The following is a 14,852-nucleotide window of genomic DNA, read 5'->3' as shown; positions in this document are numbered from 1 at the left end:
CCGACTACCCGCCGCTGTTGCCGACGACAGCAACACTTAAATCAACACAAGACAAGTTAGCATATGTCATGATTGACCGACTCGAAAAAGAAGTCGACATGCTCGAACGGCACCTCCAGGTGCTTCGGATGGTCATCGAAAACGAGCCGATCGGCATCGTCAAGATGTCGAACGAGACCGGGTATCCGCACCACAAGGTCCGGTACTCCCTCCGCGTGCTTGAGGAAGAAAACCTCATCGAGCCCTCCAGTCAGGGCGCGATCCAGACCGACCACACCGAGGAGTTCGTCGACGACCTCGATAACAAGATCGACTCCATCGTCGACAAACTGCGGACGATGCGCATCGACGACACCGCCGAAATCGAAGGCTAACTGATTCGCTTCCTCGTTTCTGCTGGCTTCACTTGTCGGTAGCGACGCTGTTTTGATCTGTCGACAGCGACGCTGTTTTCGCGTTGTCGGCAGCAACAGAAATCGGTAAAAAGACCGTCGACAGCGACGACGCCTACAGTTCCGGCACGCGGAGATCGAAGCCGTCGTCGATGCGGTCGACCAAACAGAGGTGGTAGCCACGTTTCCGCGAGAGGCTGACGTAGCTCTTCTTCTTGCTCCGGCTCAGCAGGCCGCTGCCGGTGGCGGACTCAGCCGCATCCAATGCCTCGGGGCTGAAGTAGCTGGTCGTCACGCCGAAGCCGGCGATGAAGTGTTTCTCGCGACCGCGGATCTCACTGCCGCTCTCGATTAGCCCCTCGACTGGTTCCGGACTGACGGGCTGATTCGACTCGTCGAAGTTGGCAACGAACAGCGGGTTGCCGTGTTTGTCCCGGGTGATGAGGTCGAAGTCGTGTGTGATCGGCTCGTCGTCCTCGTCGGTGCCGAGATCGACGGTCCCGCGGAGTTCGATCCGGTCGATCTTCGGGATCGCATCGTAGATCCCGCGCATCCCGGCTTGGGTACCGGTCGCCTGAATCTCGAACAGCAGGTCGCGGACGAGCCAGTCGGCGAAGGCGAACTCGATGCGGTCTTCGAGGAACGCCTCGTAGGGCTCGCCGTCGACGGTGAGGCCGTCGGTCTCGAAGGTGGTGTGGTGTTCGAGCCGGAGGTTTTCGTTGACCTCGTTGGGATCGACGCCCTGGTCGTGGGCCGTCTGGAGCGTGCTCGCCCCCTTCGAGTCGTATCTGACGAAGAGGCTGGTCCCCTCCAGTGCCGACGCCGGATCGAGCGTTTGGCCGGTCTGGGCAGCACTTTCGGTGGCTGCTGCCGGTGTCGGTTCGGCCGGTTCCTCGGCTGCCGCCAACTGCTCTTCTAACTCCTCGATTTTCGCTCGTGCTTCGGCCAACTCCGACTCCAGTGCATCGATCTCTTCGCGTGCGGTGTCGCGTTCCTCGCGTGCGGCATCCCGCTCTTCGATGGCCGCATCGCGTTCTTCAAGGAGTTCTTGATGGCGGTTTTCCGCTTTTTCCATGACCTCCTCGGCCTGTTGGAGCCGTTGGGTGAGTTGCTGGCGGGAGAGTTGGGTGCCACCGTTTTCTTGCTGTTGTCGTCGTTGCTGTTGTGCTTGTTGGCCGCCACCGCCACGCTGTTTCCGGTTGCCGTCGTCGCTCGGATCGAGCGACGGAATCGTGGTCGTGTTGCGCCACTCGGCCTCCTCGCTGAACGGGCTTCCGTCAGAGTCGCTTCTGCCGGCTGTCGCGCTATTGTCCGGTGACGGTTGCGTCGTGGTGTCGGCGGATGTGCTCTCCGAGCCGCTGGTCGCAGCGTCCGGAATGTCAACGCTCTCGGTTCCCAGTGAGCTATCGGTGCTGCTGTCGGCGGTGCTGCTGGGGGTTGTGCTGCCCGTGTCAGCCGTCGCAGTTGTGTCGTCGCCCGCGGTCGTGCCGCCGTTCGACGCGGGTTCGGGTGTCGTCCCGTCGGTTGGGTCGCTGCCTGTTGTAGCCGTGGAGTCGCTGTTGTCGGTCGATCCCGTCGACGACGGCGTCGCGCTTGCGCCGGTCGGATCGACTGCATCCGCATCGGGGATGTCCGTCCCCGTCTCCGTCGTGTCGTCGTCGGCAGCCTCGGTGTCCGCGGCTGCGTCGCTGCCGGCTCCGCTGTCGGTCTCGGGGATGTCGATCACGTCGATATCGGCGGCATAGACGTTGTAGATCCCGATCTCGTCGTTCGCTCGGTCGTAGGCCTCGTCTTCGGTCAGGAGTCGCCGGCTGTTGCCGACGAAGGCGACGCTCATCGAGCGGCCGCCGTAGTAGACGATGTAGTAGTCCCCGGAGTGGACGTTCTTCGAGAGTTCGATGAACCCGGTGAAGTTGCCCTCCGAGAGGGTTTCGTCGGCTTCGGCGATAGGGGTGTCTTTCGTATAGTACTCCGCCTGCTCCTCGCTGTCGCCTTCCTGCATCGTGTACAGCAGCGGCAGCGATGGATCGGGGGCTTCGTAGGCCGTGCCCTCGGCGGCCTCGAAGTCCGGCAGCGACCCGTCGACGATCCCGATGAGTCGCCCGTTAAGCATGAATCCCCACGCGGTCCCCGCAGTGACCGCGCCGGTGAACTCGTCGTCAGCGAGTTCTTGGAGCCCGTCGTAGCCGCCAGCGAAGGGGACCGTCTCCCATTCGGTGACAGCGTCGGTTATCTGACTATCCATTTATTATACCCTCGCCGAGACGACTAAAATACTTTCCGGAGCGTCGGACGCTCTGTTCAGCTATTTCGGGCTGAAAGAATCCGTGACAACGCCGATATCCATCGGTTACTGCTCAAAAGTGTTTCTGGACGTACCTTTGAATCCGTTCCACACGCTCGCGGTCGTACGTCCACATGCTGCGCCACACGTTTTTCCCGGTCTCCATCGCGACGAGTGCGACGGGGTTGCAGGCGTCAACTGCGGCGATGTCGTCGCCGCTGGCGTCTCCCTGCTCGGCGTCCGGCGTGAACAACACGACCCACGACCGGCGGTACTCGTGGGTTGTTCCCGCATGTACCGTCAGGTCGAGCCCATCGACGGCGTCGGGGTCGTCGCGGACGCCGTAGACATGGGTATCGACGTCGCTCTCCCCGAGCCATTTGTACATCTTGCGGGTGCCGTACTCGTCGTCGAGCCGGGAGAGCCGCTGGAACGTGCTGTGAAGCACTCCGTTTCCGCAGGACAGCGCGCGGTCCTCGATGAACCGCGAAATAACGATCAACAGCAGTTTCTCCTTATTCGATTCCGGGAACCCGCGAACCGTGAACTCGACATCGTCCAGTCCGGTCAGCACGGCGGGAAACGAACCGGTCGACGACCGACCGGTCCCGGTCCGGTAGCGGTCGGCGTTGACGAGCAGAAACGTCTCGCTGAGGTCTGTAAACGACGTTGTCGCCGTCACGCGTCCGTCCTCGACCAGACAGACTTGATCGGTGTCGCCCTCGGGGACGTGTCGCTCTTCGATCCGTACCGATTGGTTCTCGAAGGCCCGGTCCAGCAGGTTTACGAGCGGCTGGGGCTCGGTTCGGTTAATCAACAGCAGCGTCTTTTCCGGGGAGTCGACCTCGTCGATAAAGCCGGACAGCGAATCCGGGAGGTCAGTCGTCATAGTTGGTACAAGAACTCTAGGTAATTAAATACGGTTGCGGTGTCGCCGTCGACAAACTGCGGTCGCCTAGACCGACTCCTGGGGGGCGCGATCGATCGCGTTGAACGCGGCCTCGAAGTCGTCGAGTTCGTCGATGAGTTCGTTCTGTTGGGCGCGAAGCTCCTCGATCCGGTCTTTGAGCTGTTGGTATTCCTCTGAGGCTTCCAGCTCCTCGGGTGACTTTTCGGCCTCTAGCACGCCGATCTTCGAGGTCGCGCTGAACAGCTCTTGGACAGTGTCGCCGTACTCTCTGGCGGTGAGTTGGTGCTCGATGGCTTCGACGAGCGTCTCCTTGCCGATCGGCTTACAGAGGTAGTCGTCGAACTCCATGTCCACGATATCCACGTCGGGATCGATGGCGGTCACCATGATGACCCGGCACTCGTGGTTGGATTCCCGAACTGATTTCAGCACTTCATCGCCGGTGAGGCCGGGCATCCGGCGATCAAGCAGGATCACGTCGACGTCGTCGTCGACCTTATCCAGTGCTTCTTGGCCGTTGTAGGCTTTCCTGATGTTGTATCGGTCGTTCAGTCGGAAGGCATAGAGATCAGCCACGTCCTGTTCGTCGTCGACGACAAGGACGGTCGGATCATCGATAGAGTGCTGGGACATGGGGCGGCGGAGTGCCAACGGCTAGGGTGCGAACGATTATAGCCTTTTGCACTTCCAGTTTCAGTGACCTTTAGGCTGCCAACAGCGCGTAGACGACGAGGAAGCCGAAATATAGCAGCACGAGTCCGCCGAGAGCGATGATCCGGAACCGATCGAGCGCGTCGTTCTCGCTGCGATAGCTCTCTTTGAACCCCTCCTGTTCGGCCTCGTCGAGTCGGCCGTAGTGTTCAAGGCCAAGGTGAAGTCGGTACTGCGTTTCTTCAGGGAGGTCGAACCCGCAGTACGGACAGGTCAGCGGCTCGGCGTCGGCCGGTAGCTCCGTCTCGGGTAGCGAATCGTCGCTGTCCTCGAACTCGTCGTCAGAATCGAAATCGTTGCCGACCTCGACATCGGTGCCAGAATCGACATCGTCGTCAGCAACGCCAGTCATACGCCACCCCCACCGAGGAACGGCGGCGCGACCGTTGGCGTGGTGACGATCCAGAGGCTGATCATCGTGTAGGCGACCATGACAAGCGTGATCCCGTACTGGCTTTTGATCGCTTCAAGCCGGCCCGGCAGGAGTTCGTAGGCTGCGGCGTGGGCGACCCAGACTGCGACGAAATGCCCGACCAACACGAGCGTGAGTTCGATCCCCGAGACCCACCCCGGCAGCGCGGCGACAACGGGGGGTTGCTGCGGCGGCGACAGCGGTGCCGCGCCGACAGCAGTGACGGAGGGCAAAAGCCCGAGCAGGAAGCCGAGGTTGTGCGCGACGTGGTAGCCGGCGGCGATCGCCACCAGCGACGGGGCGAACCGCTCGGCGAGGGCGGTGCGAGTGATGTACGTTTTGCCGTACTGTCGGGCAATCCCCATCGACCACCAGAACGCCCCGAGGAACAGCGCGAACCCACCGAGATACGCCAGTAGGTACGTCGCCAGCGGCGGCACGCCGACACCGACGACCGCGGTCGCAACGTCGCTCCAGAGCCCCGTGGCGACGAAGCCGTCGAACGTCGTCACGTACAGCAGACCGACGACGAACGCCACTTCGTCGCGGCCGTCGGCGACGCCGGCCTCGCTGAGTGCGGTCCCCGGCAGGCGGAGTTCGATCCCCTCGGTCGTCCGCTCAAATGGCGCGAACCGGCCGAAGAGCGCGAACGCCCGGGCGATCGGATCGACCCGCGAGAACCACGTTTCGGTCCCGTAGACGACGCTGCCGGCGACGGTCACGAGCGTGTAACCGACCAGCGTCGAGGCGAGCAGCCGCGGGTCGTCGGCGAGCGGACTGATGACCTCCAGCCAGATGAGGCCCAACAGCCCGACGACGCTCGGCCACGTACCGAGCCGATCCGGGTAAGGTCGCTCAACCGACGGTACAAGCCCGGCGAGCGTCCGAAACGGGTTCAGCGTCGGCCACATGTTCCCGATGAGATACGTCGAGGCGACGTAGCCGCCCCACCAGACGACCCAGACGAGCAAGACGGCGAAGTTCCGGAACCCAGTCGGCGGTCCGAGATAGCCGACGGCGACCGTGCCGGCGAGCAACCCAACGCCGAGCAGCCGGACGCCGAGCGTGAGGAGGTGCCCCGGCGCGGGCAGCGTTCGGCCCCACTCGTGAATCGCTCTGATGAACGTCCGGTCGGTGACGAACGAGGCGAGCAGGAAGGAGGCACCGACGGCTCCGCCGCCGGTCGCCAAGAAGAGCCACGTGGGCACGTCGACGGTCGTCGTCGAGCCACGGAGCGCGGCCGCGTGGGCGAGGGCCGTCTCCGAGAGAGCCAGCAGGACAGGTACGGCGGCCAGCCCGACGAGCAGGGCTCGCAGGCCGAGCGGCCACCTCGACACAGCGGGTCGGCGATCCATTATCGACCGTAACGGCAGCCGACAGGAGTAGCTTGCGAAACGGGGTCAATGGCTCGGCGTGCCATCGGTTTCGGTGCGGCGGTGGGCCAAGGTAAGAGGATTTTTAGTGACACGCTCGCAAGAGAGGGTATGAGCACCGAAACGGATGATGGCCACGACGACCACCACCATCACCTGCCGGCGGTCGAGGACTGGCCGCGCGGGTTCGGCGAGGCGAGCTGGTGGCCGTTCGTGACCGCCTTGGGTGGCGCGGGCATCTACATCGGCGTCGCACTCTGGATCATGAACGACATCGTCGGCCCGCTGGCCGGGCCGGCAGCCGTCGCCGGCAGCGTCGGCCTCTTCCTCGTCGGCATCTACGGCTGGCTGTATCACGCCTTTATCACGAAGTTCTGGACTCGAGAGACGAGCGAACACGGCCACGCCTCCCTCCGATGGGGGATGATCGCCTTCCTCGGCTCCGAGCTGGCGACCTTCGGCGCGATCTTTAGCTACTACTTCTACTTCCGGGCGGGAGCCGGCTGGACGCTTCCGGAGGCAACGCCGGATCTGATTAGCTCGCTGATCTTGGCCAACACGGCCATCCTTGTCGCCTCCTCCTTTACGCTCCACTGGGCACACGTCGCGCTCCGGAACAACGATCGCACCAACTTCCTGCGCGGCATGGGGCTGACGATCCTCTTTGCGGTCGTCTTCCTCGGCGGGCAGGCCTTCGAGTACTTCGAATTCATCGGCGAGTACGGCTTTACGTGGAACGAGGGCATCTTCGGCTCGGCGTTCTTCGGGCTGACCGGCCTCCACGGCCTCCACGTCGCGCTCGGGACGGTCATCCTCGGTATCGTCTTCCTTCGGGGGCTGTTGGGCCAGTACTCGGCGGAAAAACACCTCTCGGTCAGTACGGCCTCGATGTACTGGCACTTCGTTGACGCCGTCTGGATCTTCCTCGTCGTCGTCCTCTACGTCGCCGCGGGCCAGTAATCGACGCGCCTAATTCTCTGATTTTCTACGGGTTTTCGACGAGATAATCGACATTGTGCGCGAGATAGCCGAGGTCAGCGCGGTCGATCTGCTCGTGTCGCTGCTTGGCCCACTCGCTCACTTCTGTATCAGTGACTGATTCGGTCGCCGACGCTGGTGCCTCATGAAGAAGCGCGTTTTCGACCGTCTCGACGAGGTGCCTGAGAAACACAGCTTCGTCGGCCTGATAGCCGTCAATGGTCGGCGTCACGACCCAGTCGGAGCCGCCGGCTGCCAACACGTTGATGCCGGCCGCACTGAACCGGTCGAACAGCTGGCGGCCGGTGGTGCTGCCGCCCGGCCGATCCGGTGCGTCCATCGCGGCGTGGTAGGCGGCCATCAGCCGTCGCTCGCGGTCGGCATCTTCGACCGGTCGGAACGCCGTCTCACCGTCGAACGTGATCGGGAAGTAGCCGAGGCCGCCGCCGTCGATGAGCGGGAGCAACGCGTCGAGCGCACGGTCGAGGGCGACGATATCGAGGAACGCCATTCCGATGAGGAGGTCGAACGCTGGCACGTCGTCGGTTTCTGCTTCCTGCTCGGTTGCGAACTCGAAGGCGTCGGCGGCGTGCAGCGATACGTCGATTTGAGTGTCAGCGTCGTCGCTGTCGAATTTGAATTGGCGGTCGCCGACGGCTCGAAACTCGCCCTCTCGGAGGCGGTCGGCGAACTCCTCGATGTTCGTCTCGGCGACATCGACGCCGACGTACTCGACAGCCACCGGCAGGGCGTCCCACTCGCGGAGTCGGTCGAGCATCGTCCCGACCCCGCAGCCGACTTCGAGGATGCGGACGGGGGCGTCGCCGCGGGCGGTCGCTCGGCCCTCGAGTTCGGCCGTTAGCCGATCGAACGTCGGGCGGTGGAGCGCGCGGTCGTCGACCGTTCGCTTCGCATCGAGATACGCGAGGAAGTCGTCATCGGTCACAGCGATGCTACAGCGTCGGCTGTCAAAACTGTGTGGTCAAGGAAAACAGACGGCTTCGCCGACGATCAGTCGGCGTTCTGCGGTTCGGCAGCGTCGGCGTCGGCTGCCGACGGCTCGTCGCTCGCTGTCGCGGTTGCATCGTCGTCGTCGGTGACCGACGGCAGCGGTTCTGCGGCGAGATCGGTGCCCCACATGCCCGGATACTTCTCGACTGTCACGTCGCCTTCGACTTTCGTCTGGCAGGCCAACCGGAGCCGGTAGTTCGGGTGATGCGGCGGGACGAGCAGCCGCGCTTTCTCGCGGATACCGACATCGCTGACCTCGCCCTCGACGCGGACGGCACAGGTGCCACAGCTGGCGAAGCCGTGACAGTTGAACGTCTTCGACTTCCCGTTGTGTGGCGTCAGGCCGGCACCCAACAACACGTCCCGGAGGTTCGCGCCCTCCCGACACTCGATTTCCTCACCGCGGAACTGAACCGTTGGCATATATCGCCATAGGGCCGGCCGGCCCAAAGAGCTACCCCTTTCACTACGTTCAAACCGATCGGTGCCGAACGGTCGGCAATGCCCGACTGCGACTACTGCAGTGACTCCTTCGACGGCGAGGACGCTTATCTCGATCACCTCGCCGCCGACCACGCCGACGAGGTGGGGTTCATCGACCAACGCCGGATCGACAACCGAACGAGCGACGACGGCGGCCTCCCGCTTGGCCTGCTCGCGGTCGGGCTCGTCGCCGCGATCGTCATTGGCGGCGGGTTCTACGCGGTCGTCCTCAGCGGCGGCGTCTCGCCGGACGGGATCGAAGCCGCCGCACTCGACCAACGGGGTGACGCCGACCGGCTCTCGGCTGTCGAGTCCTTTGAGAGCCAAGGCACCCAGCACGTCGAAGCGGGCTCCGAGATCGACAACGCACAGACGCCGCCGCTGTCGGGCCCGCACTACAACACGCCGACGACGGGCGGCTACTACGAGTCGACGCAATCGGCGGGCAATCTCGTTCACGCGCTGGAACACGGCGCGGTCGTTATCTACTACGATCCGGCAGCCGAGGGGGGAACGGCCGGCGACGACGAGACGCCGACCGAGAGCCTCCGGGAGTTCGCGGCGACCCACACGAACCAGTGGGGCAGCGTGATCGTCGTCCCGAACCCGGCCGATGAGCCGCAGGCCGACTACGTCCTCACGGCGTGGCAACACCGGCTGACAATGGACGACTACGACCCCGAGACAGTGCATGCGTTCCTCTCTGAATATCTCGGTCGGGGCCCGGAGAACCCGATCCGCTAACGATCGCCCGCTTTCTGCTGTATCGCCGGTCCCCGTTCTGCTGTGTCGTCGATCACCGGCACGAGCCACAGAGCTATTCCGCCGCCGCACCAACGTTTTCCCAATGAGTCACCGGCTCGCCCGACCACGCGTCAGGCTCGCCCTCGTCGTCTGGGCGGTCCTCGTCTCGCAGGTGTTGCTGTACCCGGGACTCGACGGCCTGATCGCCGCCCTCGGCGCGCCCGGCGGCATCCGCGCCGGGATGTGGTTCCTCGTCGCCGAGTTCGCCGCCTTCGTTACCTTCGCCGTCGCATGGGGTGCCGCCAGCGACAGCCTCGGCCGGCGAACGCCGTTGGTCGTCGCCGGCGCGCTCGGCGGCGCGGCCTGCTATCTCCTGTTGCCGCAACTGCCCGCACTCGGCGTCGGCTTCGGCGGTGTCCTCCTGCTGCGGGTACTCGGTGGTGCGTTCACTATCGGCGCGTTCTCGCTGGGGATCACGATGCTGATGGATCTCGCCGGCGGCAACGGGCGGAACATGGGTGCGGCGGGCATCGCTATCGGCCTCGGGGCCGCGCTCGGCTCGGTGGTCGGCGGCCAACTCGCGGCCGTCGATTCCTTCGCGCCCGTTTACGCCGGCGCGGTCGTTCTCGTTGCCGCCGCAGGCGTAGCGGCAACCGTGCGAGATACCGTCGCCGCGGAGGCGACGGTCGGCACAGCCGACAGCGACGCCGACCGAAACGGCAATGCTGACCTCACGGCCCCATCGCTCGGTGTCGCTCTCGCCACGCTCCGCTCGCGGCCGTCGCTCGCTGTTCCCTACGCCTTCGGCTTTATTGATCGGCTGACCGCGGGTTTCTTCTCGCTGGTCGGCGTCTTCTACTTCGGCGACGTGTTCGGCCTTGATGCCGCCGGCGTCGGCGTCGCGCTCGCGCTGTTCTTCCTTCCGTTCGCGCTCCTGCAGTACCCGCTCGGCAGCCTCTCGGATCGGATCGGTCGGTTCATCCCCGTGGTCGTCGGCTCGATCGGCTACGGGATTGCGATCATCGCCGTCGGCGCGGCCCCGATCGTCGAGGTGGCGATGGCGTTGATGGTGCTGGTCGGCGTCGCCGGCGCGTTCGTCGCCCCCGCAACGATGGCCCTCGTTTCGGATCTCTGCGCGCCCGCCGAGCGCGGCGTGGCGATGGGCGGCTTCAACGTCTTCGGGAGTCTCGGCTTTCTCACTGGCTTTCTGCTCGGCGGGGTCGTTGCCGATGCGACGACCTATCTGACGGCGTTTCTCGTCGTCGGCGGGCTTGAGATCGGGATCGCGTTGTTCGCGTTGCCTGCGGTGCGGCGGCTGACGCGGGAGTCGTCGTCACCGACACAGTCCCCAGCCGAGGTGTGAGGAAAACAGCGTCAGTGAACGGGCTGCTCGCGGAGCCGATCGGCGAATTTCTCGCGCACCTTATCGAGTTTCGGCGGGATATGCATCGAGCAGTAGGCCTGTGAGGGGTTCTTTTCGTAGTAGTCCTGATGGTGTTCTTCGGCACGATAGAACGTATCAAGCGGTTCGACCTCGGTGACGATCTCGTCGTCGTAGGCGTCGCTGGCGTCGAGTTCAGCGATGAACGCCTCGGCAGCGTCCTGCTGGTCGTCATCGTGGGTAAAGATCGCCGAGCGGTACTGCGTGCCGACATCCGGCCCCTGTCGGTTGAGTTGGGTCGGATCATGCACGGTGAAAAAGACCTCGAGCAGGTCACCGTAGTTGATCACGTCGGGATCGTACTCGACTTGGACGACCTCGGCGTGGCCGGTCGTCCCGGAGCAGACTTCCTTGTAGCTCGGGTCGGGTGTGTCGCCGCCGGCGTAGCCGGAGACGGCCGACTCGACGCCTTCTAATTCCTTGAACGGGGCTTCGATACACCAGAAACAGCCGCCGCCGAACGTCGCCGTTGCTGTGGCCATAGTCTCAGTAAGGGCTCAGGCGGCTACAAAGCTACGGTCGTCTCAACGGCTCGATCAGTCGCCGCCGGTCCACCCGCCGTGATGGCCCAGCGTCCCGAGGTTGACGCGCGAGCCCGTTGAGGAGCCTTTGATGCCGGCACACAGCGCGTAGACCGTGCCGTCGTCGCTGACGAAAAAGACCGTTTCGCTGACGACTGTCGGCGCAGAGTCAACCCAGTCGCCGGTGTCGAACATCCAGCGGCGGCGGCCAGTGTTGATATCCAGCGCGTAGAGGTAGCCGTCGTTGCTGCCGACGAAGGCCACGTCGCCGGCGACCGTCGGCGACGACCACACCCGGTCGTCGGTATCGAAACTCCACAGCCGGTCGCCGGATTTCACGTCCAGCGCGTAGACGGTGCCGTCGTCGCCGCCGATGAAGACAGTGCCGTCGGCGACCGTCGGCGAGGAGTGGACGACATCGTCGGTCGCGTACGACCACTCTTTTTCGCCCCACTTCGCGTCGATGGCGTAGACGTTGCCGTCGCCGCTGCCGACGTAGACGACGCCGTCGGCGACCGTCGGCGAGGAGCGCACCGCGCCGTCTGTCTGGAACGTCCACCGCTCCTCGCCGGAGTCCGCACTCAGCGCGTAGACACAGCCGTCGTCGCTGCCGATGAAGACGGTGCCGCCGGCGACCGTCGGCGAGGAGTGGATCGCGCCCCCAGTCGGGACCGCCCAGTGTTTGTTGCCGACTTCCGCGCTCATCGCGTAGACGCTGCCGTCGCCGCTGCCGACGTAGACCCGCTCGTTGACGACTGTCGGCGAGGACTCGACGAAGCCGCCGGTCTGAAACGCCCAGTATTGCTCGCCGGTCGCAGCGTCCAAGGCGTAGACGCGGCGGTCGTCGCTGCCGACGAAGACGGCACCGCTGACGACTGTCGGCGCGGATTCGACGAAATCACCGGTCTGGAACCGCCACTGCTCCTCGCCCGTGGCGGCGTCCAACGCATAGACGCTGTCGTCGTCGCCACCGAGGAACACCGAGCCGCCGACGACCGTCGGCGAGGAGCCGCCGAGCCCGCCGGTGGTCGTCGTCCACTGTTCGTCGCCGGCTCGTCGGCGAAGGAGGTCGGCTTCGGTGACTTCGTCATCGTCGTCCTCGGTCACCGCGTCCGGGAGTTCGTCGTCGACCTCGAAGTCCCAGTAGTCCCCCTTGGCTTCCAGACTCTCGTCGTCGTCGCTCACACCCTTCCATAGACGCGCCGGCTAAAAAATCGGTCGGCACTGTTTCTGTTGTTTCACCGACCGGTCAGCGATTCAACGACCGTCTCGGCGTCGACAACGAGGTTGTAGGCTGCCTCGTCGTCGTTCCACAGCGTGAGGACGTTTTCGAACGACAGCACCGCGCCGTAGGGCGCGGCCGCCAGATCGCGGTTGAGCCCGGATTCCTTCGTCAGAACGGCGTAGTGATCGGTGGCCTGGCTACCGTCGCCGATGTGGTAGAGAGAGTTGTCGCCGTCGCTCAAGTCGTGGCTGAGTTTGACCGCCAGCAGGTCGATCCGCTCGGTGACATGGTCGTCCATATCGGCCATCTTCGCGTGGCGGTCGCGGCTCGCCTGAAACGGGTAGCGACGCTCGCCGTCGGTCCGGAGGATGCTGTAAGCGAACTGTACGTCGGTGTTGCGGTAGGCGTCCGGCTCAACGTCGGCCTCGCTCGCCTCGTGGCCCTCGGCGAGTCGGTTCTGGAACGGTGGGGCTTCGAGGTCGGGCCGCACGTCGAAGGACCAGCCGCGGTCGCTCGGCGTTTCATCGGGCCACAGACGGAGCGTCGGCGCGTAGATTGTCACGTCGCCGTCGTCGGCGACCGCCCGTTCGGTTTCGCGGAGGCCGGTGGCTGTGTTGAGATCGGCCGGCTCGAAGGCGATGATGCTCCCGTCAGGTGCGAGCTGATCGAGTGCGGTGTCGAGCACACTCTCGGGGTCATCGAGTTCGTTGAGGACGTTGCCGAAGAGGATCAGATCGAAGGTGCCTGAATCGTCGGTGTCGCCGTCGTTACTGCTGCTCTCAACGCTGTCGTAGTCGAATTCTTCGATGGTCGTCCGGTGAATCGTTGGCCGGAAGTTACGGGCTGTTTCGTCGAGCAGCCGGTCGAGCACGTCGGCGGCCCCGCTCGGCTCGACGGCGTGGTAGTCAACGCTCGCCGCCAGTTCGTCGATGTAGCTGTCGCCGTCGTCGATGTAGCTGTCGCCGTCGTCGCTGTCACTGTCACCATCGTCGCTGTCGCCATCAACGCCGAACAGGAAATCATGCAGGCCAAGAGCCGGCCCGCCGGCTCCCGCACCGACATCGAGGACTCGAAGCGTTCGCGGTAGCAGTCCTCGCTCGGTCAGCGTCGCCAACACGTAGCCCACGGTGGCGTAGTACGCGGGCAAATGGTAGACCGCGTAGCCAGCGGCCGTGCGGTCGTCGTACTCGACGGCCTCGCGGTCGAGGTAGTCGGCTTTCAGCTCGCGGATCGCCGTCCGGAGATTCCTGCCGGACTCCCCGCGATGCCAGTTCGCGCCGTACCGCTCGACCAGCAGGTCTTCCAGGGTCATGCTGTAGCGATTCGGGAACGAGTCGGGTGCCCACTCGCGGTGTGCTGCGGGCCCCTCCGCAACCGGGACGAACGCACCGTCGTCGCGCTCGACGAGGCCGAGATCGAAGGCCTCCTCGCGGAGGGTCTGGCGGACGACTGCGGGGTGGGGTTGGCCCTCGATGTACTCGCAGATCTCGTCGGGGTCGATCGGTCGGACCTGTCGGAGGTACTTCGCGTTCGAGCGGACGGCCTCGCGGTCGATCACTCGTGTCTCACCCGCTCGTCGGTGCCGACGTTGTCCTTCGCTTCGTCGTAGAGCGCGGCGAACTCGTCGGGGTTAGAATCGGCGATCCGTTCGGCGGCGTCGACGATGGCCTCCGCGCCGTCGAAGGCCGACTGGATCTCACTATAGACCTCGGGCGTGCCCTCGGTGACGGTCCCCGCAACGTCAGTCAACTGGGCCGAGACGGGCGTCGCAAACTCCTCACGGATGTCGTCAGCGACGAGCGCGTAGGCGAGAACGGCCGTGTGCGCGCCGGCCTGTACTGTTTCCATCGCCTCGTCATGTTCGGCGGCGGTCGTCTCGAAGACCGTGTTGCCGGCGGCGGTCATGTCCTCGCGGATCGATTCCAGTAGTGGGCCGTCGGATTGGGTGACGACAGCGACGTTGCCGGGCACGCGCGGCGGCGCGAACAGCGGGTGCATGCTCGCCCGCTCGCAGTCGGGAGCGTGATCGGCCATCGCCGCCAGCGGGTCGGCCATAATCCCGGAGATGTCGAAGATCGCCTGCTCGGCGTTGGGCGCGTAGTCGGCGACCGCGTCGGCGACCGCGGACATCGGGACGGCGAGACAGACCGCGTCGAAGGACTCGTCGGTGTCGGGATCGACCGCTCGGGCCTCGCGGTCGGCCGCGGCATCGGCGGCGACCGCGGGGTCGGCGTCGGTGAACGCGACCGCGGCGTCGACGGTGTCGGCGACCCACCGACCCATCTCCCCCGCGCCGACGACGAGTAGGTGCATACCCGCGTTTTCGGTCGCCGTCTCAAAAGGTGTTCGATGGGGGCGTCGACGCCA

14 protein-coding genes and 1 pseudogene are annotated in these 14,852 nt (G+C 64.8%); 4 read left to right on the top strand and 11 right to left on the bottom strand.

Features of this window, described 5'->3' with window-relative positions; all coding sequences use genetic code 11:
- Window positions 1-68 precede the first annotated feature (68 nt).
- Entirely contained in the window at window positions 69-374 is a 306-nt protein-coding gene (locus tag EGH24_RS09995) for a hypothetical protein (protein ID WP_142980006.1), read from the top strand.
- A gap of 133 nt (window positions 375-507) precedes the next feature.
- Here the strand turns inward: EGH24_RS09995 and EGH24_RS09990 are convergent, their stop codons facing one another.
- The 5 genes from EGH24_RS09990 to EGH24_RS09970 all read right to left on the bottom strand — a co-directional run bounded on the left by EGH24_RS09990 (window position 508) and on the right by EGH24_RS09970 (window position 6,064).
- Window positions 508-2,637: a DUF7527 domain-containing protein gene (locus EGH24_RS09990; protein ID WP_142980005.1), complete on the bottom strand. Its 2,130-nt coding sequence runs from the start codon at window positions 2,635-2,637 to the stop codon at window positions 508-510.
- A 112-nt stretch (window positions 2,638-2,749) separates the two neighbouring features.
- The gene (locus EGH24_RS09985) at window positions 2,750-3,565 is read right to left on the bottom strand and encodes a histidine kinase (protein ID WP_142980004.1); all 816 of its coding nucleotides are present in this window, start codon (window positions 3,563-3,565) and stop codon (window positions 2,750-2,752) included.
- Window positions 3,566-3,631: 66 nt separating this feature from the next.
- Complete coding sequence (locus tag EGH24_RS09980) at window positions 3,632-4,219, bottom strand: HalX domain-containing protein (protein ID WP_142980003.1); 588 nt, start codon at window positions 4,217-4,219, stop codon at window positions 3,632-3,634.
- 70 nt (window positions 4,220-4,289) lie between these two features.
- Window positions 4,290-4,649, bottom strand: a complete 360-nt coding sequence (locus tag EGH24_RS15510; protein WP_221886732.1) for a DNA-binding protein — start codon at window positions 4,647-4,649, stop codon at window positions 4,290-4,292.
- On the bottom strand, window positions 4,646-6,064 hold the full coding sequence (locus tag EGH24_RS09970; RefSeq protein ID WP_142980002.1) for a hypothetical protein: 1,419 nt from the start codon (window positions 6,062-6,064) through the stop codon (window positions 4,646-4,648). Before EGH24_RS09970 ends, EGH24_RS15510 begins: the two co-directional genes overlap by 4 nt.
- Window positions 6,065-6,193: 129 nt before the next feature.
- Here EGH24_RS09970 and EGH24_RS09965 point away from each other — a divergent pair, with 129 nt between their 5' ends.
- The gene (locus EGH24_RS09965; protein ID WP_142980001.1) at window positions 6,194-7,042 is read left to right on the top strand and encodes a cytochrome c oxidase subunit 3; all 849 of its coding nucleotides are present in this window, start codon (window positions 6,194-6,196) and stop codon (window positions 7,040-7,042) included.
- 25 nt (window positions 7,043-7,067) lie between these two features.
- Here EGH24_RS09965 and EGH24_RS09960 read toward each other — a convergent pair whose 3' ends face one another.
- Complete coding sequence (locus EGH24_RS09960; RefSeq protein WP_142980000.1) at window positions 7,068-8,006, bottom strand: class I SAM-dependent methyltransferase; 939 nt, start codon at window positions 8,004-8,006, stop codon at window positions 7,068-7,070.
- Between the two features lie 185 nt (window positions 8,007-8,191).
- A pseudogene (locus EGH24_RS09955) lies at window positions 8,192-8,494 on the bottom strand (2Fe-2S iron-sulfur cluster-binding protein); the annotation flags it as partial.
- A 78-nt stretch (window positions 8,495-8,572) separates the two neighbouring features.
- Here EGH24_RS09955 and EGH24_RS09950 point away from each other — a divergent pair.
- Window positions 8,573-9,298, top strand: coding sequence for a DUF3105 domain-containing protein (locus EGH24_RS09950; RefSeq protein WP_142979998.1), 726 nt, complete (start codon window positions 8,573-8,575; stop codon window positions 9,296-9,298).
- A 103-nt stretch (window positions 9,299-9,401) separates the two neighbouring features.
- On the top strand, window positions 9,402-10,661 hold the full coding sequence (locus EGH24_RS09945) for an MFS transporter (protein WP_142979997.1): 1,260 nt from the start codon (window positions 9,402-9,404) through the stop codon (window positions 10,659-10,661).
- Window positions 10,662-10,672: 11 nt separating this feature from the next.
- Here EGH24_RS09945 and msrA read toward each other — a convergent pair whose 3' ends face one another.
- Genes msrA through EGH24_RS09925 form a run of 4 tightly spaced genes read right to left on the bottom strand, consistent with a single transcriptional unit; the run spans window position 10,673 to window position 14,798 of the window.
- Window positions 10,673-11,221 carry a peptide-methionine (S)-S-oxide reductase MsrA gene (gene msrA, locus EGH24_RS09940; RefSeq protein ID WP_142979996.1) on the bottom strand — a complete coding sequence of 183 codons (549 nt, stop codon included), beginning with the start codon at window positions 11,219-11,221 and terminating at the stop codon, window positions 10,673-10,675.
- A gap of 54 nt (window positions 11,222-11,275) precedes the next feature.
- The gene (locus EGH24_RS09935; RefSeq protein WP_185903296.1) at window positions 11,276-12,445 is read right to left on the bottom strand and encodes a beta-alanine-activating enzyme beta-propeller domain-containing protein; all 1,170 of its coding nucleotides are present in this window, start codon (window positions 12,443-12,445) and stop codon (window positions 11,276-11,278) included.
- 53 nt (window positions 12,446-12,498) lie between these two features.
- Complete coding sequence (locus tag EGH24_RS09930; RefSeq protein WP_142979995.1) at window positions 12,499-14,043, bottom strand: methyltransferase domain-containing protein; 1,545 nt, start codon at window positions 14,041-14,043, stop codon at window positions 12,499-12,501.
- Window positions 14,040-14,798 carry a prephenate dehydrogenase/arogenate dehydrogenase family protein gene (locus tag EGH24_RS09925; RefSeq protein WP_142979994.1) on the bottom strand — a complete coding sequence of 253 codons (759 nt, stop codon included), beginning with the start codon at window positions 14,796-14,798 and terminating at the stop codon, window positions 14,040-14,042. The genes EGH24_RS09930 and EGH24_RS09925 overlap by 4 nt, the downstream gene beginning before the upstream one ends.
- Window positions 14,799-14,852 lie beyond the last annotated feature (54 nt).

It is taken from the genome of Halonotius terrestris (genome assembly GCF_006861665.1).
Classification (GTDB): Archaea; Halobacteriota; Halobacteria; order Halobacteriales; family Haloferacaceae; genus Halonotius; species Halonotius terrestris.
The sequence above is the reverse complement of the archived record's forward strand: the minus strand, read 5'-3'. Positions and strand labels throughout refer to the sequence as shown.

Coding starts and splice junctions, on each gene's coding strand:
- EGH24_RS09950 (WP_142979998.1), top strand. CDS start 8,573: ATGCCCGACTGCGACTACTGCAGTGACTCCTTCGACGGCGAGGACGCT.
- EGH24_RS09990 (WP_142980005.1), bottom strand. CDS start 2,637: ATGGATAGTCAGATAACCGACGCTGTCACCGAATGGGAGACGGTCCCC.
- EGH24_RS15510 (WP_221886732.1), bottom strand. CDS start 4,649: ATGACTGGCGTTGCTGACGACGATGTCGATTCTGGCACCGATGTCGAG.
- EGH24_RS09970 (WP_142980002.1), bottom strand. CDS start 6,064: ATGGATCGCCGACCCGCTGTGTCGAGGTGGCCGCTCGGCCTGCGAGCC.
- EGH24_RS09925 (WP_142979994.1), bottom strand. CDS start 14,798: ATGCACCTACTCGTCGTCGGCGCGGGGGAGATGGGTCGGTGGGTCGCC.
- EGH24_RS09985 (WP_142980004.1), bottom strand. CDS start 3,565: ATGACGACTGACCTCCCGGATTCGCTGTCCGGCTTTATCGACGAGGTC.
- EGH24_RS09980 (WP_142980003.1), bottom strand. CDS start 4,219: ATGTCCCAGCACTCTATCGATGATCCGACCGTCCTTGTCGTCGACGAC.
- msrA (WP_142979996.1), bottom strand. CDS start 11,221: ATGGCCACAGCAACGGCGACGTTCGGCGGCGGCTGTTTCTGGTGTATC.
- EGH24_RS09945 (WP_142979997.1), top strand. CDS start 9,402: ATGAGTCACCGGCTCGCCCGACCACGCGTCAGGCTCGCCCTCGTCGTC.
- EGH24_RS09965 (WP_142980001.1), top strand. CDS start 6,194: ATGAGCACCGAAACGGATGATGGCCACGACGACCACCACCATCACCTG.
- EGH24_RS09995 (WP_142980006.1), top strand. CDS start 69: ATGATTGACCGACTCGAAAAAGAAGTCGACATGCTCGAACGGCACCTC.